The sequence below is a fragment of the Colwellia sp. 6_MG-2023 genome, assembly GCF_030547765.1.
Classification (GTDB): Bacteria; Pseudomonadota; Gammaproteobacteria; order Enterobacterales; family Alteromonadaceae; genus Colwellia.
The window spans coordinates 62,517-86,389 of sequence record NZ_JAUOPP010000013.1; the positions used below are offsets into that span (position 1 = coordinate 62,517).

Consider the following 23,873-nt stretch of genomic DNA (forward strand, 5'->3'; position numbering starts at 1 on the left):
GTACTCTGTAGTGGTTTATGTGTTGTTGTTTCTTCTTTTACTTGCTGTCGCAGGTTTAGCATTACGTGGCTTTTGCTGGACATTACTGTTATTTTTATTGTTAACACTTTTCTGACCATTGTTGCCAGAACGTTGACCAGCTTTATGTTCAACCTTTTCACCATTAAACGCTTTTGCTTTCTTAGGCTTCTTCGCTTTTAGTGCTCTAATTGCTCTAGACTCACCTAACTCATTAACAGGAATAAATTGCTCTAGTATTTTACGTTCAATATGTTGCTGAATAACATTTTCAATATCCCATAGTAAACTCAATTCATCAGCACAAACCAGTGATACAGCTTGCCCTGTGTTACCTGCACGCGCGGTACGTCCAATACGATGAACATAATCTTCCGGTACATTCGGTAAATCAAAGTTGACTACATTAGGTAGCAAGTCAATATCAATACCACGCGCGGCAATATCAGTGGCAACTAATACCTGTACAGTACCGTCTTTAAAAGACGCTAATGCTTTAGTACGTGCACCTTGGCTTTTATTACCGTGAATAGCCGCTGCGGTTAACCCCTCAGCTTCTAAATATTTCGTGAGTTTATTTGCACCATGTTTAGTTTTGGTAAACACAAGCACTTGTCGCCATTCATTTTCTTTAATTAAATGTGTTAATAGCGCTGGTTTACGTTTTTTATCTACCGGTGTTAGCCATTGCGTCACTTTTTCTGCAGTTGAATTTTCAGCATTAACAGAAATTTCTAATGGGTTATGTACTAATCCTTTAGCTAAAGCACGAATATCAGCTGAAAAAGTAGCTGAGAAAAGCAAATTTTGACGCTGCTTAGGTAGAACAGAAATAATTTTTTTAATATCACGAATGAAGCCCATGTCTAACATACGGTCAGCTTCATCTAAAATAAATACTTCTAATTGAGAGAATTTAACTGCATTTTGATTATATAAATCCATCAAACGACCAGGAGTCGCAACTAATACATCAACCCCTTGCCTAAGTCGCATCATTTGTGGATTAATTTTAACGCCACCAAAAACAACAGTTGAATGAAGATCTAAATATTTGCCGTAGGTTGCAATACTGTCACTAACTTGTGCTGCTAGTTCTCTAGTTGGTGTTAAAACTAAAGCTCTAACATTATTTGATTGCACTCGACTTTTTGCAGTACCACCTTTGGATAACTTTTCTAATAAAGGTAAGGTAAAGCCTGCTGTTTTACCTGTGCCTGTTTGTGCGGCTGCCATTACATCTCTACCAGCAAGTACTGCAGGAATAGCCTGTGCTTGTATTGGTGATGGTGTGTCGTAACCTTGGTCACGTACGGCTTTAAGTAATGGCTCAGATAAGCCTAAGTCAGTAAATTTAATTGTATTAGTGGCAATGGTGCTCATAAATAATCTCTTGGGTGATGTTCTGGAATACGAGCAGCGATATCAGCGATTAATACCTAATGGTATAAGACAACCTGCTAATTATACCAATGGGGACATTAGAACGGTGCAGCATACAGTATGCGTGTCTGTAGTGCAAAACTTTACCCCTTTTACTCATAAAAAATCGCTGTTGGCGTATAAAAAAACCGAGCAACAAAGTTGTTCGGTTTTTTTTATTGAGTAGGTTAACCAAGATATTGGATAGCCCGTAAAATAAGACTAGCTTATGGCATCATTTCTTCTTGATCTTCACCTTCTTTTTCAATAACTTCTGGTATTAGATCTTCTCTTGAAATCCCCAAACCTAATGCAACTAAAGAGGCTACATAAATTGAAGAGTAAGTACCTACAAACACACCAAATAGTAAAGCCGTTGCAAAGCCGTGAATTAATGCCCCACCTTTCCAGAACAATGCAGCTAATACTAATAACGTTGTTATTGACGTAATAATTGTTCTGCTCAACGTTTGAGTCAGTGACATATTAATTATTTCTTCTGCTGACGTATCACGTATTTTTCTAAAATTCTCTCGAATTCGATCTGACACAACAATAGTATCATTAAGTGAATAACCAATAACGGCTAATATTGCTGCAAGTACGGTTAAATCAAATTCTAACTTTAAGAAAGAGAATAGTCCAAGTGTTAATAAAACATCATGAAACAAAGCAACTACAGAGCCAACCGCAAAGCGCCATTCAAAACGAAAAGCAACATATACTAAAATACAAATAAGCGCTGTTAGCATGGCTAAGCCACCCTGCTCTGCTAATTCATCACCAACACTAGCACCAACAAACTCAATACGGCGCATATCTACTTTTTGATGTGTACCTTCTTCAAGAATAGCCAGTATTTCATTACCCAGCATTTCCGCTTTCACGTCATCACGTAGACCTAAACGAATAACAACATCACGACTACTACCATAAAATTGCACCTTGGCATCTTCATGATTATTGTCTTCCATAAGTTGACGTAGTTTTTGTAAGTCGGCAGCTTCTTCAAAACCAATTTCAATTAACGTACCACCAGTGAAGTCTAAACCAAAGTTTAACTTATTAACCGCTAATGAATAGGCTGCAGCCATCATTAATAAAGCACTAAAAACCATCGCAAATTTGCGATACTTCATAAAGCTGACGGTTTCTTTTAACTGTAAAATTTGCATTATATTTAAATTCCCGTCTGACTATATCGATAACTTTTCAAGGCGTTTTCCACCCCAAATAGAATTTACTACGGTTCGTGAAGCAATAACCGATGTAAACATTGAAGTAATAATACCTATTGATAAGGTAACTGCGAAGCCTTTAACAGGCCCAGTGCCAACAGCAAATAATATTAATGCGGCAATTAAAGTAGTTATATTGGCATCAATAATGGTTGAAAACGCTGCTTCATACCCTTGGTGAATTGCTTGTTGAATTGTTTTGCCTTCACGTATTTCTTCACGAATACGTTCAAATATGAGTACGTTAGCATCTACCGCCATACCTACTGTTAGTACAATACCCGCCATACCAGGCAATGTTAATGTAGCTCCAGGAATTAACGACATTATGCCCACGATTAAGACTAAGTTAGCAAGTAATGCAACGTTAGCGACTAAACCAAAAGCACGGTAATAAATAGCCATAAATACAAATACTAAGCCAAAACCTAGTAAGATAGCTTGGAAACCTAATTGAACGTTTTCAGCACCTAATGTTGGACCAACTGTACGTTCTTCAACGATGGTAATTGGCGCAATTAACGCACCAGCACGTAATAATAAAGCTAAGTTATGCGCTTCAGCTTGTGAGCCAGATCCAGTTATACGAAAAGTTTTACCTAAACGTGCTTGGATAGTAGCAACTGAAATCACTTCTTGAACTTTTTCAAAAATAATATTGCCGTCGGCATCACGACGTTCTGTTGGCTTATATTCAATAAATACTGTAGCCATAGGCTTGCCAATATTGCTTTTAGTACCGTTAGACATTTTACTACCGCCAGCACTATCAAGTGAAATATTAACTTGTGGACGAGAGTACTCATCAAAACCTGAAGTAGCGTCAGTAATATGATCACCGGTTAACATAATACGCTTTTTCAATAAGGTCGGTTGACCGTCTTTATCTGTTAGTAAAATAGAGCTAGGTGGAATTCTGCCATTTAATGCAGCAGATAAGTCACCTTCTGTATCAACTAAACGAAACTCTATTGTTGCCGTAGCATTTAGAATTTCTTTTGCTTTGGCGGTATCTTGAACGCCAGGTAATTCAATAACAATATGCTTTTTACCTTGGCGTTGAACCAATGGCTCAGCAACACCTAACTCGTTCACACGGTTACGAATAATAGTAATGTTTTGTTGAAGGGCATATTCTTGAATTTCTTTAAGTTTTGCCTCAGTCATTTGTGCTGTAAGCGTTAACGTGTCGTCATCAGAGTTGAATAATAAATCGTTATAACGTCTTTTCAGTAACGATAAACCTTGCTCTAGATCTTCTATTTTACGGAACTTAACTGTAATAAAGTCGCCATCATCTTTTACGCTGCGGTAACGAATTTTTTCGTTAAGTAAATCACCACGAAAATCACCAACCATACCTTCTTTAACTTTGTTAATGGCTTCTTGCATATTAACTTCCATTAAGAAGCTAACACCACCACTCAAATCTAAACCTAGTTTCATTGGTGTGCCACCAATGCTTGCCAGCCAATCAGGCGTTGCCGGTGTTAAGTTTAGGGCTACTGAATATTCGTTTCCTAGACTATCATCTAACACATCACGTGCTTTTAATTGGTCTTCGGTATTTTTAAAACGTGTTAATACTTGGCCGTTTTCTAAGGCAACACTAGCGTATTCAATATTGTTGTCAGTTAAGTGCCCTTTAATTGTATCAAGGGTGGTAACGTTTGCTTCAACACCACGTAAACCAGAAACTTGTACGGCTGGATCTTCACCATATAAGTTAGGTGTGGCATAGAGCGCACCTAAAGCAACGATTAACGCTACCATTAGTGTTTTCCATAAAGGGTATTTATTTAACACAATTCTTCCTTTTTCTATTTATTGTGTTCATGTTTTATTCTTATAATAATTAAGTTAATCTAATTATTTGAATGAAACATAAACGAAACAGCTATTAGTTTTCTTTATTTCAACTTTTCTCTTTATAGCTTTCGTTAATGCATCAACTATTCACTATATATCAACGACCTACCTGCCGTTAGTGTTAAACTTGTGATCTCATATTTAAACATCTATTCAGTTAGTAATGTCACTAAAAGGAAATACTAAATTGACTAATACCAATAAGTATTTCCTTCCTGCTACAATGTTAAATAATCTCAATTCAAGTTAAATAGCAAAGAGGTGAATACTATAAAGATTTCATTGTGCCTTTAGGAAGTACTGCATTAACAGCGCCTTTTTGTACTGTTACTTCTGTACCTTCAGCGATGCTTACAACGATAAAGTCTTTTTCGTCAGATACTTTAGTTATTTTACCAACGATGCCGCCTTGCGTTAAAACTTCATCACCTTTCGATAAAGCTGACATTAAGTTTTTATGTTCTTTAACACGTTTAGCTTGTGGACGATAAATCATAAAGAAAAATACTAAACCAAATACCGCTAACATTATCATCATTTCCATACCACCACCGGTTGATGCTGGAGCGCCTGCGGCGTGGGCTGTACTTATAAATAAACTCATAATATCCTCTTACTTTTTTATAATTAGTTAGTTGCTTTTCAAGTAATGCTAAGCGACTAGGTTATTTCACATTTGACGATTATTCGTCGTTTTTTTCTACTATATGATGTGCTCTTAATATATATATTCTAAACATTTATATTGTAAACATTTATATTGTAAACATTCATATCTGAATTTTAAATTTGTTTACTACCTTCGGCTAAAGGTGGTACAGGCAAACCTCTAAGTGAGTAAAACTCTTCAACAAAGTCGTCTAATTTACCTTGCTCTATCGCATCACGCAAACCTTGCATGACTTTTTGATAAAAGTGTAAGTTATGTAATGTATTTAGTTGCGAGCCTAAAATTTCTTTACACTTATCTAAATGATGTAAATAGGCTCGTGAGTAATTTTTACAGGTATAACAGTCACAGGTTGGATCTAATGGTCCAGTGTCGGTTTTATTTGTAGCATTACGAATTTTTACCACCCCTGTATTAACAAATAAATGTCCATTACGTGCATTTCGTGTTGGCATCACACAATCAAACATATCAATACCGCGACGCACACCCTCAACTAAATCTTCAGGTTTACCAACACCCATCAAGTATCGGGGCTTATTTTTAGGAATCAAGGGGGCAGTATGATCTAATATTCTGATCATATCTTCTTTTGGTTCACCTACTGATAACCCACCGATTGCATAGCCGTCAAACTCAATAGCTTTTAGACCGTTAATTGATACTTCGCGTAAGTCTTCGTACATGCCGCCTTGTACAATACCAAATAATGCATTAGGGCTGTCACCATGTGCATCTTTTGAACGTTGTGCCCAACGAAGTGATAGTTCCATTGAATCTTTAGATTCTTTATGTGTTGCAGGGTATGGCGTACATTCGTCAAAGATCATAACAACATCTGAATTTAAACTACGTTGTACTTCCATTGAACGCTCAGGCGTTAACATAATTTTCTCGCCGTTTACAGGTGAACTAAAACGTACCCCTTCTTCGGTAATTTTACGCATTTTACCTAAACTAAAAACTTGAAAACCACCTGAATCAGTTAAAATTGGCTTATCCCAATTCATAAAGCCATGTAAACCACCATGCTGCTCGATAATATCTGTACCTGGACGTAACATTAAGTGGAAAGTATTACCTAAGATAATATGGGCACCCGTTGCTTCAACTTCTTCAGTTTTCATGCCTTTTACAGTACCGTATGTACCAACAGGCATAAAAGCAGGTGTTTCTACTATGCCACGCTCAAAGGTTAAGCGACCACGACGAGCCTTGCCGTCAGTGTTTAATAATTCATACTTCATTCGTTGTGTCATAAATAATTATTCCTACCTATCAGCGAAACAGGCTGATGGTTCTTATTCAAAGTGTCTACCTTGTACGGCTAAACATTAATTATTGTTCCGTTAGTGATAGTGTTGTTAACTATTTTTAGCAAGTTCTTGTTTTGTAAGAAACATAGCATCACCATAACTAAAGAAACGGTATTTTTCACTAATCGCATGTTGATATGCATTCATAATATGATCATAACCTGCAAAAGCGCTCACTAGCATTAATAAAGTTGATTCAGATAAATGAAAATTAGTTAATAATGCATCAACTAACTGAAATTCATACCCAGGTGTAATGAAAATATCAGTATCACCATAAAAAGCCGTTAACTCAGTTCCTTTTTCTTGTGCTGATTTTGCCGCACTTTCTAATGAACGCACAGAGGTCGTACCAACAGCAACAACTCTGCCACCAGCAGCTTTAGTTTTATTTATTTGACTAACAACTTCATCTGGCACTTCAACATATTCGGCATGCATAATGTGGTCTGCAATTTCATCAACTTTTACTGGCTGGAATGTGCCTGCGCCTACATGCAAAGTAACAAACGCAAGTTCAACACCTTTAGCTTTAATTTGCTCAAGTAAGGCATCGTCGAAATGTAACCCTGCGGTCGGTGCAGCTACAGCACCAGGCTTTTCATTGTATACAGTTTGATAGCGTTCACGATCACTATTTTCATCTGGTCTATCTATGTATGGCGGTAACGGCATATGGCCAATATCATCCAAAATAGAAAGTATTGATTTATCACCTTTAAATTTCAGCTCAAATAAAGCACCATGGCGAGCAACCATCGTTGCTTCCGCCTTTCCTTCAAGTATAAGCTCAGCACCTATTTTAGGTGATTTACTCGCACGTATATGCGCCAATACCGTACTTTTATCAATGAGTCTTTCAACCAAAACTTCAATCTTACCACCACTGGCTTTTTGTCCAAACATACGTGCTGGAATAACGCGGGTATTATTAAACACTAATAAATCACCTGCGGTTAATTGTGCCAATATGTCTTTAAAACCAAGATCAGCGATTGCGCCACTATTGCCGTTAAGCGTCATTAAACGACTTCCTGTGCGTTCTGCCATAGGAAAACGAGCAATTAACTCGGAGGGTAAATCAAAAGAAAAGTCAGATACACGCATAGTAAATAGTTAAGAAAACCTTGCTGAAAATAAAGAGAAATATGAAGCGCGTAATTTTAGAGATCCCCGCCTTTGATAGCAAGTTAAATAATGTTTTTCCCTTTACAAATGCTAGTTTAAGCTCTGTTACATTAATACATATCAATATAACTATGAATTATGTTGAATATTTTACTAAAAGAGTCTGTTTAATTACTTATTTTCGAGTATGCTTTTATTATCTTTTCTCAATATTTGTGCCTGATTATGACTAACCTTGCTTCTACAATAGCGAAACATATAATTAACGGATTTGACCGACATATACACCTGTTTATTGAAATTACGAAATCAGCACAACAACGTTTTCAGCAGTGTCAATGGGCAGAAATTCAAAAGGCTGCGAAAGCAAGAACTACTTTTTATGAACAACGAGTAGAAGAGTCTTTTAATACACTTAAAAAAGATTTTTCAATTACGTCGCTTGATGACGAACTATGGTTACAAGTTAAAAAAGAATATATCGACTTATTAGCTGTTCATAACCAACCGGAACTTGCTGAAACATTTTATAATTCAGTATTTTGCCGTTTATTTGAACGTAAGTATTATCACAATGATTATATTTTTGTAGAGAGTACCGCTCATCGTTTAGATGATAGACCAACCCCTAAAATTTACACTAGTTACAAACCAGCTGAAAAAGGTTTAAATCAAACCATTTGCGATATTATGAACGCGCACAAAAGCACAGTGCCTTTTGTTGATCTTGAGGGTGATGTAGAAGTATTAATTCGTGCCTTTCGCCGCAAAGCACACAAAACACTTGCGAAGGTTAAAGATTTACAATTTGATATTTTAAACTTCACTTTTTACCGCAACAAAGGTGCTTATTTAATTGGTAGAGTTTTATCACCTGCCGGTGAAACACCTTTTATTGTTGCTGTTTTAAATAATGAAAAAGGCGGTTTGTACATTGATGCGTTACTAACTAAAAGTGAAGATATGGCGGTAGTATTCGGTTTTGCTCGTGCTTACTTTTTTGTTGATTGTATACATCCTTATGCATTAGTAAATTTCTTAAAGAGTTTAATTCCACATAAAACAAAAGCTGACTTATATTCTGCTATTGGTTTTCATAAAGAAGGAAAAACACAATTTTACCGAGATTTTTTAAATCATCTTGATAACAGTGATGATAAGTTAACCTTAGCGCCTGGCATAAAAGGCATGGTGATGTCGGTATTCACGTTGCCGTCATACCCTTATGTTTTTAAAATAATTAAAGATAAATTTTCCCCAAGTAAGAATATGACTCGCGCTGATGTAAAAGGAAAGTACCGTTTAGTTAAACTTCATGATCGCGTAGGACGTATGGCGGATACCATGGAATATTCCGAAGTTGCCTTTCCTAAAGATCGATTTAACGATGAATTATTAGAAGAACTTCACAAAGTTGCTCCCTCCCTAATTCGCTATGAGGATGATTTACTGATTATTGAGCATTTATATATAGAACGCCGAATGGTGCCGCTAAACCTTTATTTAGCAAAAGCGAATGATGAAGAGTTAGAGGAAGCACTCTACGGTTATGGTCAAGCCATTAAGCAACTTATTTCGGCTAATATATTCCCTGGTGATATGTTGCTAAAAAACTTTGGCGTGACTCGACATAATCGTGTGATATTTTATGATTATGATGAAATTACCTATATGAATGAAGTTAACTTCAGAGTAAAACCTGTTGCGGTTACTGAAGAGCAAATATATGCCGCTGAACCTTGGTATTCTGTTGCACCTGGCGATATGTTCCCTGAAGAAATAGCAACATTTGCCTTGGCAAACCCTAAATACCTGAAAGCATTTAAAATTCACCATGAAGATTTACTAACGGCAAGTTACTGGCAAGAGTGTCAGAAAAATGTAGCAAAAGGTCTTTATGTTGATGTTTATCCTTATCCCGATAAATTCAGGTTTTGTGAAATGAGAAAGTCGATGAACAAGCAACCTGTGACTTAAATAGAAAATGAAACTCGCTCCTAAGCTAAATGTTCTACTTAACATTTAGCTTATTATTTTCTTTAATTAGCTATTTTCAAGCTCATTAACAAACTAATGAGCCAAATTCAGGTTTTCACTTAAACTGCTGTCACTCAATTTAGCGACTAAGGTTATTCCAAATTAATCATAGTTAGTCGTAAATACAACAAATTATGGCGGTTAAATAACCGAACAGACAAATAATTCAATTTTATAACAATTTATTCTTTACCTTTTGCTGTTCATCAGTATAATTCAAATCCGTTGCAGGGGTGTAGTTCCAATTGGTAGAACAGCGGTCTCCAAAACCGATGGTTGGGAGTTCGAGTCTCTCCACCCCTGCCATATTCTTAAGGCCTAGAATTTATTCTAGGCCTTTTTCGTTTCTTCTTTATTTTTTATTGCTTAGATTTTTCCTTAGGGTAAACATTCGAAGAATCTCCCCTCACAATCAATATTCTTTGATTAGACCTTATTTATAGCAATCACCCTGCACAATTTTCAGACCATATAGTTTAAGGTTGGCTATTCTTTAGTAAAGTTTACTTTTTAGTTTTTACTAATTCTGGCATCATGTGCCCTAGTATCATTTTCAAATTGATACTTTCTAACTTATACGTTCTAATTTATACAGATAAAACTAAAGCCTTTTTATGAGTACCTTTTATGGCTATTAACCAAAGACAATTCGAGCAACTTACTGAAATGGGCATTAGCTTGTGGGAGCATAAGATTTTGGCAGGTAACCATAACTCATCAAATAAAGATAACGGAAAGGCGGCAATAGATTATCTAGCACAAACAGAAGTGACATTATCTGATTTATTAACTAAACAAGTTTTTATCGATATATTACAATCTGTCGATATCTCTATTGGTGAAGTTAGTTATAAAAAAAATCACCTCGACTTAGGCTTATTTAATTGGTATTTCAATTCAACAGAGAATAATGAAATAGCCATTTATTGTGATAACAATAATTTATTTAGCCCAAGTATTGCAAAGATCAGTCAATCTCCAACATTAAAAAAAAAATTATGGCAAACCATTACCCAAAAACTACTTTGAACCACTAATAATAAAAACTAAGACTTCAAAAGAGTACTTAACGTTATTAACTGAAAATAAGCAGTACTAAATTAAGAGCCAACGATTAAAACCATGAGTAATTTATTGAAATATACCCCGATAACTACTGACGATATATCTCAGTTAATGCCGATAGAAAATACTTGTCATTCTCACCCATGGACTGAAAAAACTTTTTCAAGTTGTATTGGTGGACGATACTTTGGTGAAAAGCTTGCGGAGACAACAGAAAAAATCATTGGCTTTTATGTTGGTGAATTTGTAGTTGATGAAGCAACTTTAATGGATATATGTGTTGATCCAACAGAGCAAAGTAAAGGCTATGGCAAAAAACTATTACATCACTTTATTGAGCAAGCAAAAGCAAAAGGTGCTATTAAAATTTGGTTAGAAGTACGAGCAAAAAATATAAGTGCGCAAATGCTATATATGAATGCTGGCTTTATCGAGATAAGCCGTCGAACTGGTTATTATCCAAGTAGTAAAGGCTTTGGCTATGAAGACGCTATTGTTATGTCGCTTAAGCTCTAGCTATACAGTTATGCCATATAAGAAAATTATTTAGCATTACCTAACACAAAAATAAGTTAATCTGCACAAAAATAAAAAGTCGCTTAATGCGGCTTTTTTTTTTGTGCTATAATGCGCCAAATTTTTTTTCAATTATGATTATCCTTAAAATATAAGGGTTTTCATGTTGAGTACCTTTGTGTTTACCAAGGCAGTATTAATGACAACCGACACTTTACAGGCAGCAGCGGTAAATATCCGCAGAACCTTTGCTATTATTTCGCATCCAAATGCTAGCAAATAAAAAACTGACGGAAAAACCCAGAAAGCTATCGCACTAAAACCTACAAAAAACCTTTATTAATAGTACTTATACGCAAGAAGCACAGAAAAAAACAACAAAATTTGGAAACAAGAAGTAAGCTATAGAACAGCATACTATGTACACCAGCATGTACACCAGATAACTTTTCTACTATTATAGCTATTTTGGTGTACATAATTTGGGACTATTCAAATGGCATTGACTGATAAATGGTTAAAGGCGCACTTAAATAAGCCTCAAGAGAAACGTTTTGAAAAAGCGCATCGTGAGGGCCTTTCTGTTCGCGTATCATTAAACGGCGCTATCACTTTTCAATATCGTTATTATCTTAGAGATTTAAAAAAGTATGATCGGGCAACTATCGGTTATTACCCTGAAATGTCTTTAGCTGCCGCCACCGCAGAATTACCACGTTTAAAAGTAATGCTAGCTGAAGGTAAAAATCCAAAACTTGAACTTGCATCCAATAGAATATACGAATCTAAGAAGCTAACACTCGATCAGTTGTTTGAAAAATGGTATTTGGCAGCTTGCAGCAAACAGAAAAAAGCACACAAAGAACACTATCGTACCTATGAAATACACGTAAAGCCAAAACTAGGCAAACTCGTTGCTGAACGCATAACTAGGCCTGTGTTTCTTGAGCTACTAAACCCGTTAATCGCGATTTATCCATCCATTGCAGAAAGAATAATAATCAATTTACGGCAAATGTACGAATGGGCAAGAATACAACAAGTAGCTGATGCTGATCCGTTACGCGATATAACAGCTAAAAAAGTCGGTATTGAATCAGGCCAAGATACTCGCTTTTTTAGTGAAAAAGAATTAGGTTGGTTTTTTACTGCGCTTAATGGGACACGTATAGAAGAAAAAAATAAAATATATATTGAGCTATCACTACATTATGCTTGTAGGCCAAGCGAACTTAGATTCACTGAAATTTCACATGTTAATCTTGATTTTGGTTTATGGACTGTACCATGGGAAAATCACAAAATAGGTAAACGAACAAAACAACCTATCGTTCGTCCCATTATCCCAGCGATAAAAAAATTATGGCAAAGAGCTATCGAACTGTCAGGATCGAATAAATGGGTTTTTACAAATCGAGGAACCAGTGTGCAGCTTGATCGAAGCGCTATTCCCGCTTCAATTCGTTGTATAGAAAATTTTTGGCGTAAAAAAATTAAAATTAATGATGAAAACATAGCTTTTGATTCCTTCAGTGCTTACACGTTACGTAAAACAGCAAGAACTAATTTTTCTAATTTTGGTGAATGGGCGGTTTGTGAAAAAATGATAGGCCATAAATTGCCTGGTGAATCAGATAAATATGATTACAATAATTACGCTGAAAAGATGCGACCAATTTATCAGCAATGGTATGATTACATAGAGCAAATCAGGTTAGGTAAAAGCAAAGCGATAAGTATCAATACCAAAATTAAGGGCTAAAACCACTAAAAAATTTGTGTGTTCAATTCCGACCAACTAAACCACTTCACTAATTAAACGAGGGTTTGGGATATACCAACCCTCCTCGCTCCCAAAATACTAATGAACGATCGCATACTTGAAGTAAAAAATAGAGCTTTGGAGAGAGATACCCTCGCAGCCTACATTGAGGCTAAATAATATGTAGTAGAGACTATCGTTATTTCAATCAACACTACTTACAACCCTTAACTAAGCAATTAAGTGTGGTTTTTACCTCTATTGGCGAGCTCTGGTGGGCAACATAGATAGAAACTAAACAATAAGCTATGAAACTAAGACAATAAAGTTAGAACTTTCTTAACTAGTTTTTCCGACCGCTTCTAGCCAATAGCCGACATTAGCTTTGAATTGCTAAAGGCGGTTCAGAGCCTGAGCTAGTACAAATAAATACATTACTTATTTGCTAAACCAGCGTATTTTAGGTTAACTATCTAGCGATTTAATAATTCCGCACGCTTCAATTGTACCGCCCGATTCGCAGGTGCTTGCCATTTGCTGTAATTCAGCTTTAAGTGCCTTTAACTCTTTCATTCGTTGATTAACTAATTCGAGTTGTTGGTCAATCAACGCATTTACACTAGAGCAACTCTCCTCTGGCTTGTTTTTTAATTCAATGAGTCGCTTAATATCATTAAGCGGAATATCTAAACTTCGACAATGTTTGACGAATTCCAGCTCTTTTAGTGCCTTATTAGAATACAACCTGAAATTCCCTTCAGAGCGATTAGGATCTGACAGCAAGCCCTCCTTTTCATAATATCGGATGGTTTGTACTGAACACCCCGATGTTTTCGATAATTCACCTATTTTCATTAATTTTCACCTTTAACCTTGACTCTATAGTTACTATAGGTTTTATAGTTGCAGTATACAAGTGTATTGGAGGTAAAAATGAGTGGTTGTGGGTGTGAAGTTGAATTAAAAGATAGCCAACAAAAGACAGTGCTTTATTGGCTTTTGGCTATCAATGCCACGATGTTTGTTTTTGAAATTTGTTTTGGTTGGTTATCAGAATCAACGGCATTAATTGCCGACTCATTAGATATGCTAGCAGATGCTATCGTCTATGCAATTGCCCTATATGCAGTAGGAAAGTCAATCCAACATAAGGCTAATGCTGCTTTAGTGAGTGGTTATTTCCAACTAGGGTTAGGCGTGTTAATTCTATTGGATATTGCAAGAAGGCTTTATGGTGAAAGTGAGCCTCACTCTTGGTTTATGATTGGAGTAGGCTCGGTGGCTTTAGTTGCAAATGTGATTTGCCTTATCCTTATTCGAAAACACAACAACGATGAAATACATATGAGAGCGAGCTGGATATTTTCAGCGAATGACGTGATTGCAAACCTTGGTGTCGTTATCGCTGGCATATTAGTTATGGTGCTAGAGCAGCGCTGGCCAGATATCGTCATTGGAAGCATCATTTCAATATTAATTCTTCGAGGTGCTTACCGAATACTAAGTGATGCCAAACAAGAATTAGCCGTTGCTCAAAAAACATGTGAAAAACCAAGCGAAGAAAAACAAACAACCTCTTGTTGTTCAAAGTGAGGAGACACCTATGAATGCTAAATACTTAGAAAAAACCAAGATAATTAATTTTGAACATTCTAAAATTCATTCATTAATTACTAAACGTAAATGGCAAGAACTTGATGACTACAACAAAATTGGTGCAGCCTACCAGTTCGTTAAAGATGAAATATTATTTGGCTACAATGAAAGCGATGATATTTCAGCAAGCAGTGTTTTAGCTGATGGTTACGGCCAATGTAATACCAAAGGCAACTTGCTGATGGCCTTGTTGAGAGGGTTAGGCATTCAATGTCGATTTCACGGTTTCACCATCGATCAGCAATTGCAAAAAGGTGCCATACCCAGCTATGTATTTTGGCTAGCACCTAAATATATTATCCATAGTTGGGTTGAAGTTTATTTCGATGGGCGTTGGATTAACTTAGAGGGCTTTATATTAGATAGGCAATACTTAACCTCACTACAGCAGAAGTTTAACCAAGAAAAAGATGATTTTTGTGGTTATGGAGTCGCAACAAAGTGCTTCTCTTCACCTGATACGGATTGGCGAGGAACAGATACCTATATTCAAAAAGAAGGAATTCATGATGACTTTGGGCTTTATGATTCCCCTGATGAATTCTATAGAGAAAAAGGCACAAATTTATCTGGAATAAAACGATGGTTATATCAACATGTGATCCGTCATTTGATAAATATGAATGTATCAAAGCTAAGAAATCAAAAAGTACTAGAGGTGCAAAATGCACAATCATAACCACAGTCATCATCATGGAAAAGACGACCGCATTGGATGGGCGTTTTTTCTGAATGTTACATTCACGATCATCGAATTTATTGGTGGGTGGCTTACCAACAGTACCGCTATTATGGCTGATGCAGTACATGACTTAGGGGATAGTCTATCTATAGGCTTTGCTTGGATATTAAGTCGTTTTTCAGAGAAAGAAGCGTCAGATAAGTTTAGTTATGGCTATCGTAGACTTACACTCTTTGGCGCACTGGTAAATGGTATTGTTTTAGTTATTGGCTCAATTTGGATTTTATTTGAAGCCATACCAAGGCTGTCCAATCCAGAAATGCCAGTGGTTGAGGGGATGTTAGGGCTGGCCATACTCGGTGTTGCAGTAAATGGTTATGCGGTTTTCAAATTAAAAGCGGGTGAAACACTTAATGAAAAAGTGCTGACATGGCACCTTCTTGAAGATGTTCTTGGCTGGGTTGCTGTACTTATTGTCTCAATAGTTTTGATGTTCATAGAACTACCAATATTAGATCCACTTTTGTCGATTGGTTTTACGTTATTCATCTTGTTTAATGTCTTTAGAAATTTGAAATCAACACTCGTCTTGTTTCTTCAAGCTGCGCCAGATAAAGATACTCAAGATCGTATTAAACAATCACTAATTGAATTTCCCGAAGTTAACGGTATCCATCATATGCACTTTTGGTCACTAGATGGTGAAAGTCATGTTTTAACAGCGCATCTTGAGCTAAAAGATGACTTTGAAGTTGAGGACTTAATTAGGCTTAAACATGACGTTGCAGCTAAATTATCTTCCTATCATTTATCGCATACGACGATAGAGTTTGAGTTTCCTCAAGAAACTTGTCGTGATGAGAATGAAAATTAGGTAAATGGCTAGTCGATAAAGCTTTGCTCTGTTATATTGATTACTCAAGTTTTTATAGGTGTATATTTTGAATCTAAATGTTGTGCTAAAAATGCTCTTAGTCGTTTCGATTGTTTTACAATCGTTAACTGCTGTCGCATCCTCAACATCTGAGAATCACCAAATTGATATAGAACATCTTCAAACTCAACATGATCATGCCGATGACCGAAATGCCTTAAACGACAATACAGATGATGAGCAGCATAATGAAAAAGATTGTCATCACTGTGGTCATTGCAGTGGCAGCCACTTATCTTGGATTTTAGTCAGTAATTCAAATGTCGATGGTAAGCTAAATATTATCAATAAAACTCCTTATCAAATTGATCAAACAAATACTTACCTTGAAGCGATACTTCGTCCACCTATTTCTTAATTAGATTAATTTTTAATGACCTATTTATCCTTTAATAATGGATAAAGGGTTCGTGTTTATTAATTTTAAAGTTAAGAATTTTTATGTATATATATTTAAAAAATGCAGGTTTAGTCCTGTCTTTATGCATGGCTGTGAGTTTTTCAGTTGCCACTTATGGCAAACAGAAAAGTATTTCATGGCTAGATAGTCAAATAAATAAAGATCCCGAAGTTGTTGCGGCTAAAGAGTTACTTAATGCAAGTAATCATAGAGCTAAAAGCTTAACTCAAGCCGTATATAACCCAGAGCTTGAAGCAAGCTATGAAAAAGAAGGTGATTTTGATAATTACTCTATTGGTATCAGTCAAACGATTGATTTTTGGGATAAGCAATCAGCAAATAAAAGCATTGGTGAAATTGATGTTTATGCAAACCAGCAACAATTGTTATCTCTACTCGATTCTAAAAAGGCTAATGCTTTAACTGCAATAGTTAATTGGCAAGCAGCAAAAAAGGCGGCTCAGTTACTTTCAGAAAGAGAAAATCAATTACAAACGCTCGTTGGAATTGTTAAAGATAAGCGAAAAGCCGGACTTCTAGAGCCACTTGACGCTGAATTGGTCTATTTAAACTTGTCCCAAATTTTCAGTGAAATATCTGAGTCTCAAATTGCTTTGAAAAATGCAGAGGTAAAGGTTCAGGAGTTATTGCCTGATTGGACGCCTAATACAGCCAATTTGTTTTCATTTACTTTTGGAGCAACAAGCTATTCATTTAACTCCCAGTGGGTTGAAGAACATCCAAAAGTTAAACTCGCTAAAGCGCAATGGAAGGGACAACAATCTAAGGCTCAGCTAACCACTATGGAATCTAAAGCTAATCCAACCATTGGAATTAGCGCAGGAAGAAGTGGTGATGAAGACTTGGTTGGTTTGACTTTCTCAATTCCTTTAAACATCAGAAATAACTTTTCAGATACTGTTAAAGCCGCTTATTCAGAAGCAATTGCAGCAGAGGCTAACTTTCGGTCGGTTTATCGAAAGCAGTCTTTTGAAGCAAAAGCTAATTATGAGTCGTTTAATGTAAGTAAAAAATACTATGAGCAATGGCGAAAGCTCACACAAGGCAGATTAGATAGTAGCGCAAATTTATTAAATAAGCGCTGGGGAGCTGGTGACATTAATACGTCTGATTACTTACTTGCACTAAATCAACGTGCGGAAGGGCTTCATGCTGGAATACGTTTGGAAAATCAATTCAAGCTTGCAGAAATATCCTTCGTTTTAAGTATGGGTCAGTTATCAAAATTTGAGATTTGAACGCTTTATTTTTTCAATAGCGAAAAACGAAATCTTAAATTTATCAAAATATAGGTTACAAAAATGAATACAATATTTAGTAAAAAATTATTAGTCGTAGTAATTAGCAGCCTGTTAGTTGGGCTTACTACAAATCATGATACTTTTGCACAGTCGTCAGATGGTACTGGTTCTGTGGCAAAGGTTTCGAAGCAAGATGTAAAAGAACATGAAGATGATCATGACGATCATGAAAAGGGACATGAAGAAGAAAAAGATGACCATGACGAGCATGAACACGAAAAAGGACATGAAAAAGAAAAAGATGGTCATGATGAGCACGGCCATGAAGGTGATAATAAAGAGGAAGAAGAGCATGAAGAAGGTATCACTATTGATCCAAAGAAGATGTCGCTTGCTAACATCAAAGTGGAAAGTGTTAAGCCTGAATATCAATTTAGCACCATGTATGCACCTGGCGAAATAAAAGCTAATGGCTATAAAAGTTATGTGGTATCCCCACGTACAGAGTCAGTTATTATCAGTCGCCATGCAGCGCTTGGCGAACATGTAGATAAGGGACAAAAACTGGTCACTCTATTTAGTGAGTCCATGTCACAAGCGCAAGCGGACTATCTAATCGCTTCAACGGAATGGCAACGTATTAAAAAACTAGGTAATAAAACAGTAAGTGAAAGCCGCTTATTACAAGCTGAAACGACTTACAACGCTTCATACGGAAAACTCATTGCTTTAGGGTTAACTGAAAAAGCCATTAAAAGTATTTCTAATAAGGATATTAAGGCATTCGGGCAATATACGTTAACGGCACAGCGTGAAGGAGTAGTGCTTCAAGACGACTTTATCCAAGGGCAACGTGTTGATGCTGGGGATACCGTTATGTTGCTAGCTGATGAAAAACAATTATGGGTTGAAGCAAAAGTTTCTCCAAATAAAAAGCTAAATTTATCAATTGACTCTCCTGCGGTACTTAAATTAGAAGGGCAGAGTTACAATGCCAAAGTTATCCAAGAAGCCCATACAATTGATCCTATTACTCGTACTCGAATTATTAGGTTAGGAGTAGATAATTCGGATGATAACCTCCATTCAGGCATGTTTGTAAAAGTTTACTTTCAGTTCGCCACAAAGCAGAAAGTGATGGCTGTGCCAGAAGAAGCATTGATCCGTAGTGCTGATGGTGATTGGACAGTATTTGTCGAAGACCACCCTGGAGAATTTAAAGCTGTAGAAGTAGAACTAGGCCGAGCCTTAGGTGGTTTTAGAGAAATCATTGGTCTTGATAGTGGAACGCGAATTGTAACCAAAGGCGCATTTTTTGTTGCGTCTGAAATCGCTAAAGGCGGATTTGATCCGCACAACCACTAGGGAGCAAGACTATGTTTAATAAAATAATAGATTGGTCTGTTAATAATAGACTCCTGATTTTGATTGCGCTGTTTGCCACCATGGTTGGCGCAGTAATGGTGATCCCAAAACTAAATTTAGATGCCTTTCCTGATGTTACTAATGTTCAAGTTGCTGTAAATACTGAAGCGCCAGGGCTGGCTGCTGAAGAAGTTGAACAACTCATTACGTACCCTATTGAAGCGGTAATGTATGCCTTACCTGATGTAGAACAAGTGCGCTCAATTTCTAAAACAGGCTTGTCTGGCGTAACGGTTGTTTTCAAAGAAGGCACCGACATTTACTTTGCCAGACAGTTAGTATTTGAGCGACTGCAAGCCGCAAAAGAACTGATACCAGAAGGTGTTGGGACACCTGAAATGGGACCAAACACCTCTGGGCTGGGCCAAGTATTTCAGTATCTTCTTATTTCAGATAAAGGTGCAGGTTATGATGCCATGGCGCTTCGAAGCCTTAACGATTGGATTGTTAAGTTACTCGTTATGCCTGTCGATGGTGTTACTGATGTACTCTCCTTTGGAGGTATTGTTAGGCAGTATCAAGTAAATGTCGATCCATCTAAGCTTCTTTCTTATAACTTAACCCAAGAAGATATTGTTGGTGCCCTAGATAACAACAATGCGAATGTTGGCGGCTGGTATATGAACCGTGGACAAGAGCAGCTTGTTATTAGAGGTACAGGTTGGTTTGAAAGTGGTGACGCTGGTATTAGTAATATCAAACAAGTTCCCGTCAAAACAGTTGATGGGACGGTTGTGACGGTTTCGGATATTGCTAAAGTTGAAATGGGCAGTGAAATTCGCCAAGGTGCTGTCACTATGACGCGAAAATCACCCAATGGTAAAGTCGAGAAATTAGGTGAAGTTGTCTCTGGCATTGTCTTAAAACGCATGGGGTCTAATACTAAAGCCACCATTGATGGTATCAATGCAAGAATCCCATTGATTAATCAAGCATTACCTAAAGGTGTTCGCTTTGAACCATTTTATGATCAGGCTGATTTGATTGAGAAAGCCGTTGATACGGTAGTTGATGCACTTTCACTAGCATTTATTTTCATCTGTATTGTATTGGCTCTATTCTTAATGAATTTACGTGCAACCTTCTTGGTATTAATTTCAATTCCAATTTCTATTGGTATTGCGTTAATGATCATGGCTTGGTGGGGGATATCTGCTAACTTGATGTCGCTAGGCGGAATAGCTGTCGCTATTGGTATGCTAGTTGATGGTTCAGTCGTGATGGTTGAGAACATGTTTAAGCATTTAAATAGACCAGACTCTACCCATTTAAAAACTGTAAAAGAAAGAGTGCCTAGTGCTGATACTGATCCACATGATGTAGAACAAGATGAGCATGGTATTAAATTACGTCTTCAAAATGCTGGTAAAGAAGTGGCTCGTCCCGTCTTTTTTGCAGCCTCTATTATTTTAGTCGTATTTACGCCTTTATTTAGCTTTGAAGGTGTTGAGGCAAAGTTATTTCAACCTATGGCGATAAGTATCATTTTAGCTGTTATATCCGCTATTGTGGTTGCGTTGTTTATAGTGCCAGCACTGGCAACTTATCTATTTAAATCTGGTGTAAAAGAGAGGGAAAGCTTTGTTCTTAAACCATTAGATAAACTCTATAGAAAAGGTCTAACATTCGCTTTAAAACATACCAAGTTAATTATCTCAACATCTTTGTTATTGGTTGTGTCAGCTTTTGCGTTGGTTCCCTACATTGGTACTGAGTTCGTTCCAGAATTAGAAGAAGGGACGATTAACTTAAGGGTAACCCTTGCACCTTCTTCTAGTTTAGATACTGCGCTCACTGTGGCACCAATTCTAGAAGAAAAACTAATGGCTTTTCCTGAAGTAACCTATGCATTAAGCCGAATTGGACGAGCAGAAATAGGCGGAGATCCTGAGCCAGTTAATAACATAGAAATTTACATTGGGTTGAAGCCAGTTTCCGAGTGGACAAGTGCATCTAATCGATATGAACTTCAAGAAAAAATGGAGAGATCTTTAGAAGAATTCCCAGGGTTGTTACTCAACTTTTCTCAACCTATTGCGACTCGTGTTGATGAGCTACTATCTGGGGTTAAAGCTCAGTTGGCGATAAAGTTATTTGGCCCTGAGTTAGACGTTTTAGCAACTAAAGGGCAAGAGATCGAAGCAGCTATAAAGAGTGTTGACGGTGCAAGAGATGTTGCTCTTGAGCAAATTGCAGGTGAAGCGCAACTTGTCGTAAAACCTAATAGACAAGAGCTATCGCGCTTTGGACTTTCAGTTGTTGATATAATGGAAGTTGTGCGAGATGGCATTGGTGGCGTCGAGGCAGGGCAAATTATTAACGGCAATGAACGCTACGATATTTATGTGCGTATTGAAGAAGAATATCGACGAAATAAGGAAGCTATTTCAGACATTCGAATTCAGTCACCAACAGGTGCCTGGGTACGCTTAGGTGATGTTGCAACTGTTTCATTTGAATCAGGTCCTCCTCAAGTAAGGCGCGATGATGTTCAAAGGCGTGTCGTTATTCAAGCAAACGTTCAGAATAGAGATATGGGCAGTGTAGTAGCCGACATCAGAAAAGTTATTGCTGAGAAAGTTGACCTACCTTCAGGCTACTCGGTAGCAATAGGTGGTCAATTCGAAAGCCAGCAGCGTGCTCAAAACAGACTAGCTATCGTTGTACCTCTATCTTTAGCGCTAATTGCATTGTTACTCTATTTTGCTTTTGGCTCTGTTGGTCAAGCTATGTTGATTTTAGTGAATGTGCCACTTGCCGTAATTGGCGGTGTTTTTTCCCTGTATATATCGGGCCAATATTTATCTGTGCCAAGCTCAGTAGGCTTTATTACCTTATTCGGTGTAGCGGTATTAAATGGGGTTGTAATGGTAGAAAGTATCAACCAACGAATAAAAGATGGTTTAGAGGCTTCCAAGGCAGTTTTTGAAGGAGCAACGTCAAGATTAAGACCTGTACTTATGACAGCAATTACATCTGCATTAGGATTAATCCCAATGCTAATGTCAAATGGTGTAGGTGCTGAAATCCAGCGCCCTCTAGCGAGTGTAATTGTAGGGGGATTAGTGACGGCAACACTACTTACATTATTTGTATTGCCAGTTTTATATCGATGGTTTTCAAAGAAAAAAATAGAAGAGCTATCCAGATAAAATAACTTTGAACTCTAATCCCACGCTAAAGTCACGTTTAGCGTGGGATTAATCATGTGTAGATGTGCTAAAACAACGTTAAATAAGCTAAGGCTTATGTCCGCTTTCGTATCAAAGCGGCCTATCTTCCTCTAATTTCCAAACCACAGCTATCTGAGCCACTAAACTTAAAGGTTTCAAACTTTATTGTTTCCTTACTCTTTTGACATGAAACTAATGACTTCATATCAAGTAAAGTATAAAAAAGTGTTTAATGTATATCATCGTAAAAATGATAACTTCATTGCTAAGCCACATAAAAAAATCAATTTCTACTGAACCACATAAAAAATAAACGCTACCTCACTTTTTTCCTTTTTCCCTTCTTTCTTCAAATTTGAATTCAATTTGAATTCAATTTGAAAACCCATGGTCAATTTTGTATTAAAAACATCCAACCCTTGGCTAATCGTGGCCATATATGCTTAAAAATAAAACAATTCCGTGGTCGGTTTTGTATTTAAAACAACCGATTATATGGCCAAAAGTCTGCCATATTTATGCTCCCACAAAAAATTGCGCGAGAAAGTTAAGTAGTAACACATAAATATAAAAACAAGCCTTTTTCGAAAGCCCATGGTAGCGACTAAAACATCATGTCGTGGCCAAACTTATTTTTTATTTTTCTTATCAAAAAGCATAGAGAGCCAAAATAGGCTCCTCTAATAAATCACAAGTGTCTAAAAATGAATACTCTAGTTGTGAAATTAATCAATGTAAACAAAAGAGGAAATATATGAATAACATTGAATACGACACGACGAATTGGAGTGATGGTGATATAGCCGTTTTCGAGGCTATCGTAAATGCAGAAAAAGAAGCTGTAGCTATGGCTAGATCAGTTATCGATAGTTATTGGGTTAAATTTGATTCATCGAATCGAATAATCATGAATAACAAAAGAACTGGGACAGATCCAAAACGTAAAGTTGCAGTTATTGCTCCTGTTATAGAAGCAGGAGCTAGCACAGGTAGAAAAATCAATAGGTTGATTTGGCGGACTTTTGGCACTGAGGGCTATCAACGAAATCACCGTGGTGCGGGGCGGAGGGTAGCATTCAGTCGTGGAGATTATGAGTACACCTACTCCCCAAATTCGCTCCTAAAGCATTCAGTGGGGTGGGATGCGAAATTAATATTTGAAGCAGAAACTAAGCTCGAACCAATACGTCTAGCTTTAAAAAACTACCAAAGAATACTGGTTTCAATAGCGGCTAGATACCGTCGTGTAAGTCGATTAACTGAAAAAAGAGTAAATACTTATGGCGAATAATTTATACAA

The 23,873-nt window shown here is 36.8% G+C and carries 19 protein-coding genes and 1 tRNA gene; 13 read left to right on the forward strand and 7 right to left on the reverse strand.

Going from position 1 to position 23,873, the window contains the following annotated elements; translation table 11 throughout:
• Positions 1–15: 15 nt before the first annotated feature.
• The 6 genes from Q4503_RS09950 to queA form a co-directional block, all read right to left on the reverse strand.
• Positions 16–1,401 carry a DEAD/DEAH box helicase gene (locus Q4503_RS09950; protein WP_303602164.1) on the reverse strand — a complete coding sequence of 462 codons (1,386 nt, stop codon included), beginning with the start codon at positions 1,399–1,401 and terminating at the stop codon, positions 16–18.
• A 266-nt stretch (positions 1,402–1,667) separates the two neighbouring features.
• Positions 1,668–2,615: a protein translocase subunit SecF gene (gene secF, locus Q4503_RS09955; protein WP_303602165.1), complete on the reverse strand. Its 948-nt coding sequence runs from the start codon at positions 2,613–2,615 to the stop codon at positions 1,668–1,670.
• A gap of 21 nt (positions 2,616–2,636) precedes the next feature.
• A complete protein-coding gene (secD, locus tag Q4503_RS09960) occupies positions 2,637–4,484 on the reverse strand; it encodes a protein translocase subunit SecD (RefSeq protein ID WP_215974430.1) in 1,848 nt (615 codons plus the stop codon).
• 331 nt (positions 4,485–4,815) lie between these two features.
• Complete coding sequence (gene yajC, locus Q4503_RS09965) at positions 4,816–5,151, reverse strand: preprotein translocase subunit YajC (protein ID WP_215974431.1); 336 nt, start codon at positions 5,149–5,151, stop codon at positions 4,816–4,818.
• A 179-nt stretch (positions 5,152–5,330) separates the two neighbouring features.
• Positions 5,331–6,464: a tRNA guanosine(34) transglycosylase Tgt gene (gene tgt, locus Q4503_RS09970; protein WP_215974462.1), complete on the reverse strand. Its 1,134-nt coding sequence runs from the start codon at positions 6,462–6,464 to the stop codon at positions 5,331–5,333.
• Between the two features lie 117 nt (positions 6,465–6,581).
• Complete coding sequence (gene queA, locus Q4503_RS09975; protein ID WP_215974432.1) at positions 6,582–7,640, reverse strand: tRNA preQ1(34) S-adenosylmethionine ribosyltransferase-isomerase QueA; 1,059 nt, start codon at positions 7,638–7,640, stop codon at positions 6,582–6,584.
• A gap of 246 nt (positions 7,641–7,886) precedes the next feature.
• On the opposite strand from queA, the gene aceK reads away from it, so the two are divergent.
• From aceK to Q4503_RS10000, 5 genes are all read left to right on the forward strand, one after another.
• A complete protein-coding gene (gene aceK / locus Q4503_RS09980) occupies positions 7,887–9,638 on the forward strand; it encodes a bifunctional isocitrate dehydrogenase kinase/phosphatase (RefSeq protein WP_215974433.1) in 1,752 nt (583 codons plus the stop codon).
• 289 nt (positions 9,639–9,927) lie between these two features.
• Positions 9,928–10,004 (forward strand) — tRNA-Trp (locus Q4503_RS09985).
• A gap of 321 nt (positions 10,005–10,325) precedes the next feature.
• Positions 10,326–10,727 carry a DNA polymerase III subunit psi gene (locus tag Q4503_RS09990; protein WP_303602166.1) on the forward strand — a complete coding sequence of 134 codons (402 nt, stop codon included), beginning with the start codon at positions 10,326–10,328 and terminating at the stop codon, positions 10,725–10,727.
• Positions 10,728–10,820: 93 nt separating this feature from the next.
• Entirely contained in the window at positions 10,821–11,279 is a 459-nt protein-coding gene (rimI, locus tag Q4503_RS09995; protein WP_252727678.1) for a ribosomal protein S18-alanine N-acetyltransferase, read from the forward strand.
• Between the two features lie 496 nt (positions 11,280–11,775).
• Positions 11,776–13,041, forward strand: a complete 1,266-nt coding sequence (locus Q4503_RS10000; RefSeq protein ID WP_303602167.1) for an integrase family protein — start codon at positions 11,776–11,778, stop codon at positions 13,039–13,041.
• Between the two features lie 465 nt (positions 13,042–13,506).
• On the opposite strand, the gene cadR is transcribed toward Q4503_RS10000, so the two are convergent.
• The gene (gene cadR / locus Q4503_RS10005) at positions 13,507–13,896 is read right to left on the reverse strand and encodes a Cd(II)/Pb(II)-responsive transcriptional regulator (protein ID WP_215973306.1); all 390 of its coding nucleotides are present in this window, start codon (positions 13,894–13,896) and stop codon (positions 13,507–13,509) included.
• A gap of 78 nt (positions 13,897–13,974) precedes the next feature.
• Here cadR and Q4503_RS10010 point away from each other — a divergent pair, with 78 nt between their 5' ends.
• The 8 genes from Q4503_RS10010 (at position 13,975) to mobI (ending at position 23,864) form a co-directional block, all read left to right on the forward strand.
• Complete coding sequence (locus Q4503_RS10010) at positions 13,975–14,634, forward strand: cation transporter (protein ID WP_024601021.1); 660 nt, start codon at positions 13,975–13,977, stop codon at positions 14,632–14,634.
• 10 nt (positions 14,635–14,644) lie between these two features.
• On the forward strand, positions 14,645–15,376 hold the full coding sequence (locus Q4503_RS10015; RefSeq protein WP_303602168.1) for a transglutaminase family protein: 732 nt from the start codon (positions 14,645–14,647) through the stop codon (positions 15,374–15,376).
• Positions 15,363–16,253 (forward strand): cation diffusion facilitator family transporter, encoded by an 891-nt coding sequence (locus tag Q4503_RS10020; protein WP_029750282.1) that lies wholly within the window; start codon positions 15,363–15,365, stop codon positions 16,251–16,253. Before Q4503_RS10015 ends, Q4503_RS10020 begins: the two co-directional genes overlap by 14 nt.
• A gap of 58 nt (positions 16,254–16,311) precedes the next feature.
• A complete protein-coding gene (locus Q4503_RS10025; RefSeq protein WP_303495255.1) occupies positions 16,312–16,671 on the forward strand; it encodes a hypothetical protein in 360 nt (119 codons plus the stop codon).
• Between the two features lie 83 nt (positions 16,672–16,754).
• Positions 16,755–17,972, forward strand: a complete 1,218-nt coding sequence (locus Q4503_RS10030) for a TolC family protein (protein WP_303602169.1) — start codon at positions 16,755–16,757, stop codon at positions 17,970–17,972.
• A gap of 63 nt (positions 17,973–18,035) precedes the next feature.
• Entirely contained in the window at positions 18,036–19,340 is a 1,305-nt protein-coding gene (locus Q4503_RS10035; RefSeq protein ID WP_303602170.1) for an efflux RND transporter periplasmic adaptor subunit, read from the forward strand.
• Positions 19,341–19,351: 11 nt separating this feature from the next.
• Positions 19,352–22,552 carry an efflux RND transporter permease subunit gene (locus tag Q4503_RS10040; protein ID WP_303602171.1) on the forward strand — a complete coding sequence of 1,067 codons (3,201 nt, stop codon included), beginning with the start codon at positions 19,352–19,354 and terminating at the stop codon, positions 22,550–22,552.
• A gap of 775 nt (positions 22,553–23,327) precedes the next feature.
• Positions 23,328–23,864, forward strand: a complete 537-nt coding sequence (gene mobI / locus Q4503_RS10045) for a conjugative transfer protein MobI(A/C) (RefSeq protein WP_303602172.1) — start codon at positions 23,328–23,330, stop codon at positions 23,862–23,864.
• Positions 23,865–23,873 lie beyond the last annotated feature (9 nt).

Bases quoted from the DNA above. Each gene is read 5' to 3' on its own strand.
- Q4503_RS09950 (WP_303602164.1), bottom strand. From the start codon at position 1,401: ATGAGCACCATTGCCACTAATACAATTAAATTTACTGACTTAGGCTTA.
- Q4503_RS09990 (WP_303602166.1), top strand. From the start codon at position 10,326: ATGGCTATTAACCAAAGACAATTCGAGCAACTTACTGAAATGGGCATT.
- Q4503_RS10015 (WP_303602168.1), top strand. From the start codon at position 14,645: ATGAATGCTAAATACTTAGAAAAAACCAAGATAATTAATTTTGAACAT.
- Q4503_RS10040 (WP_303602171.1), top strand. From the start codon at position 19,352: ATGTTTAATAAAATAATAGATTGGTCTGTTAATAATAGACTCCTGATT.
- tgt (WP_215974462.1), bottom strand. From the start codon at position 6,464: ATGAAGTATGAATTATTAAACACTGACGGCAAGGCTCGTCGTGGTCGC.
- rimI (WP_252727678.1), top strand. From the start codon at position 10,821: ATGAGTAATTTATTGAAATATACCCCGATAACTACTGACGATATATCT.
- Q4503_RS10030 (WP_303602169.1), top strand. From the start codon at position 16,755: ATGTATATATATTTAAAAAATGCAGGTTTAGTCCTGTCTTTATGCATG.
- yajC (WP_215974431.1), bottom strand. From the start codon at position 5,151: ATGAGTTTATTTATAAGTACAGCCCACGCCGCAGGCGCTCCAGCATCA.
- Q4503_RS10035 (WP_303602170.1), top strand. From the start codon at position 18,036: ATGAATACAATATTTAGTAAAAAATTATTAGTCGTAGTAATTAGCAGC.
- cadR (WP_215973306.1), bottom strand. From the start codon at position 13,896: ATGAAAATAGGTGAATTATCGAAAACATCGGGGTGTTCAGTACAAACC.
- Q4503_RS10000 (WP_303602167.1), top strand. From the start codon at position 11,776: ATGGCATTGACTGATAAATGGTTAAAGGCGCACTTAAATAAGCCTCAA.
- queA (WP_215974432.1), bottom strand. From the start codon at position 7,640: ATGCGTGTATCTGACTTTTCTTTTGATTTACCCTCCGAGTTAATTGCT.
- mobI (WP_303602172.1), top strand. From the start codon at position 23,328: ATGAATAACATTGAATACGACACGACGAATTGGAGTGATGGTGATATA.
- Q4503_RS10020 (WP_029750282.1), top strand. From the start codon at position 15,363: ATGCACAATCATAACCACAGTCATCATCATGGAAAAGACGACCGCATT.
- secF (WP_303602165.1), bottom strand. From the start codon at position 2,615: ATGCAAATTTTACAGTTAAAAGAAACCGTCAGCTTTATGAAGTATCGC.
- Q4503_RS10010 (WP_024601021.1), top strand. From the start codon at position 13,975: ATGAGTGGTTGTGGGTGTGAAGTTGAATTAAAAGATAGCCAACAAAAG.
- aceK (WP_215974433.1), top strand. From the start codon at position 7,887: ATGACTAACCTTGCTTCTACAATAGCGAAACATATAATTAACGGATTT.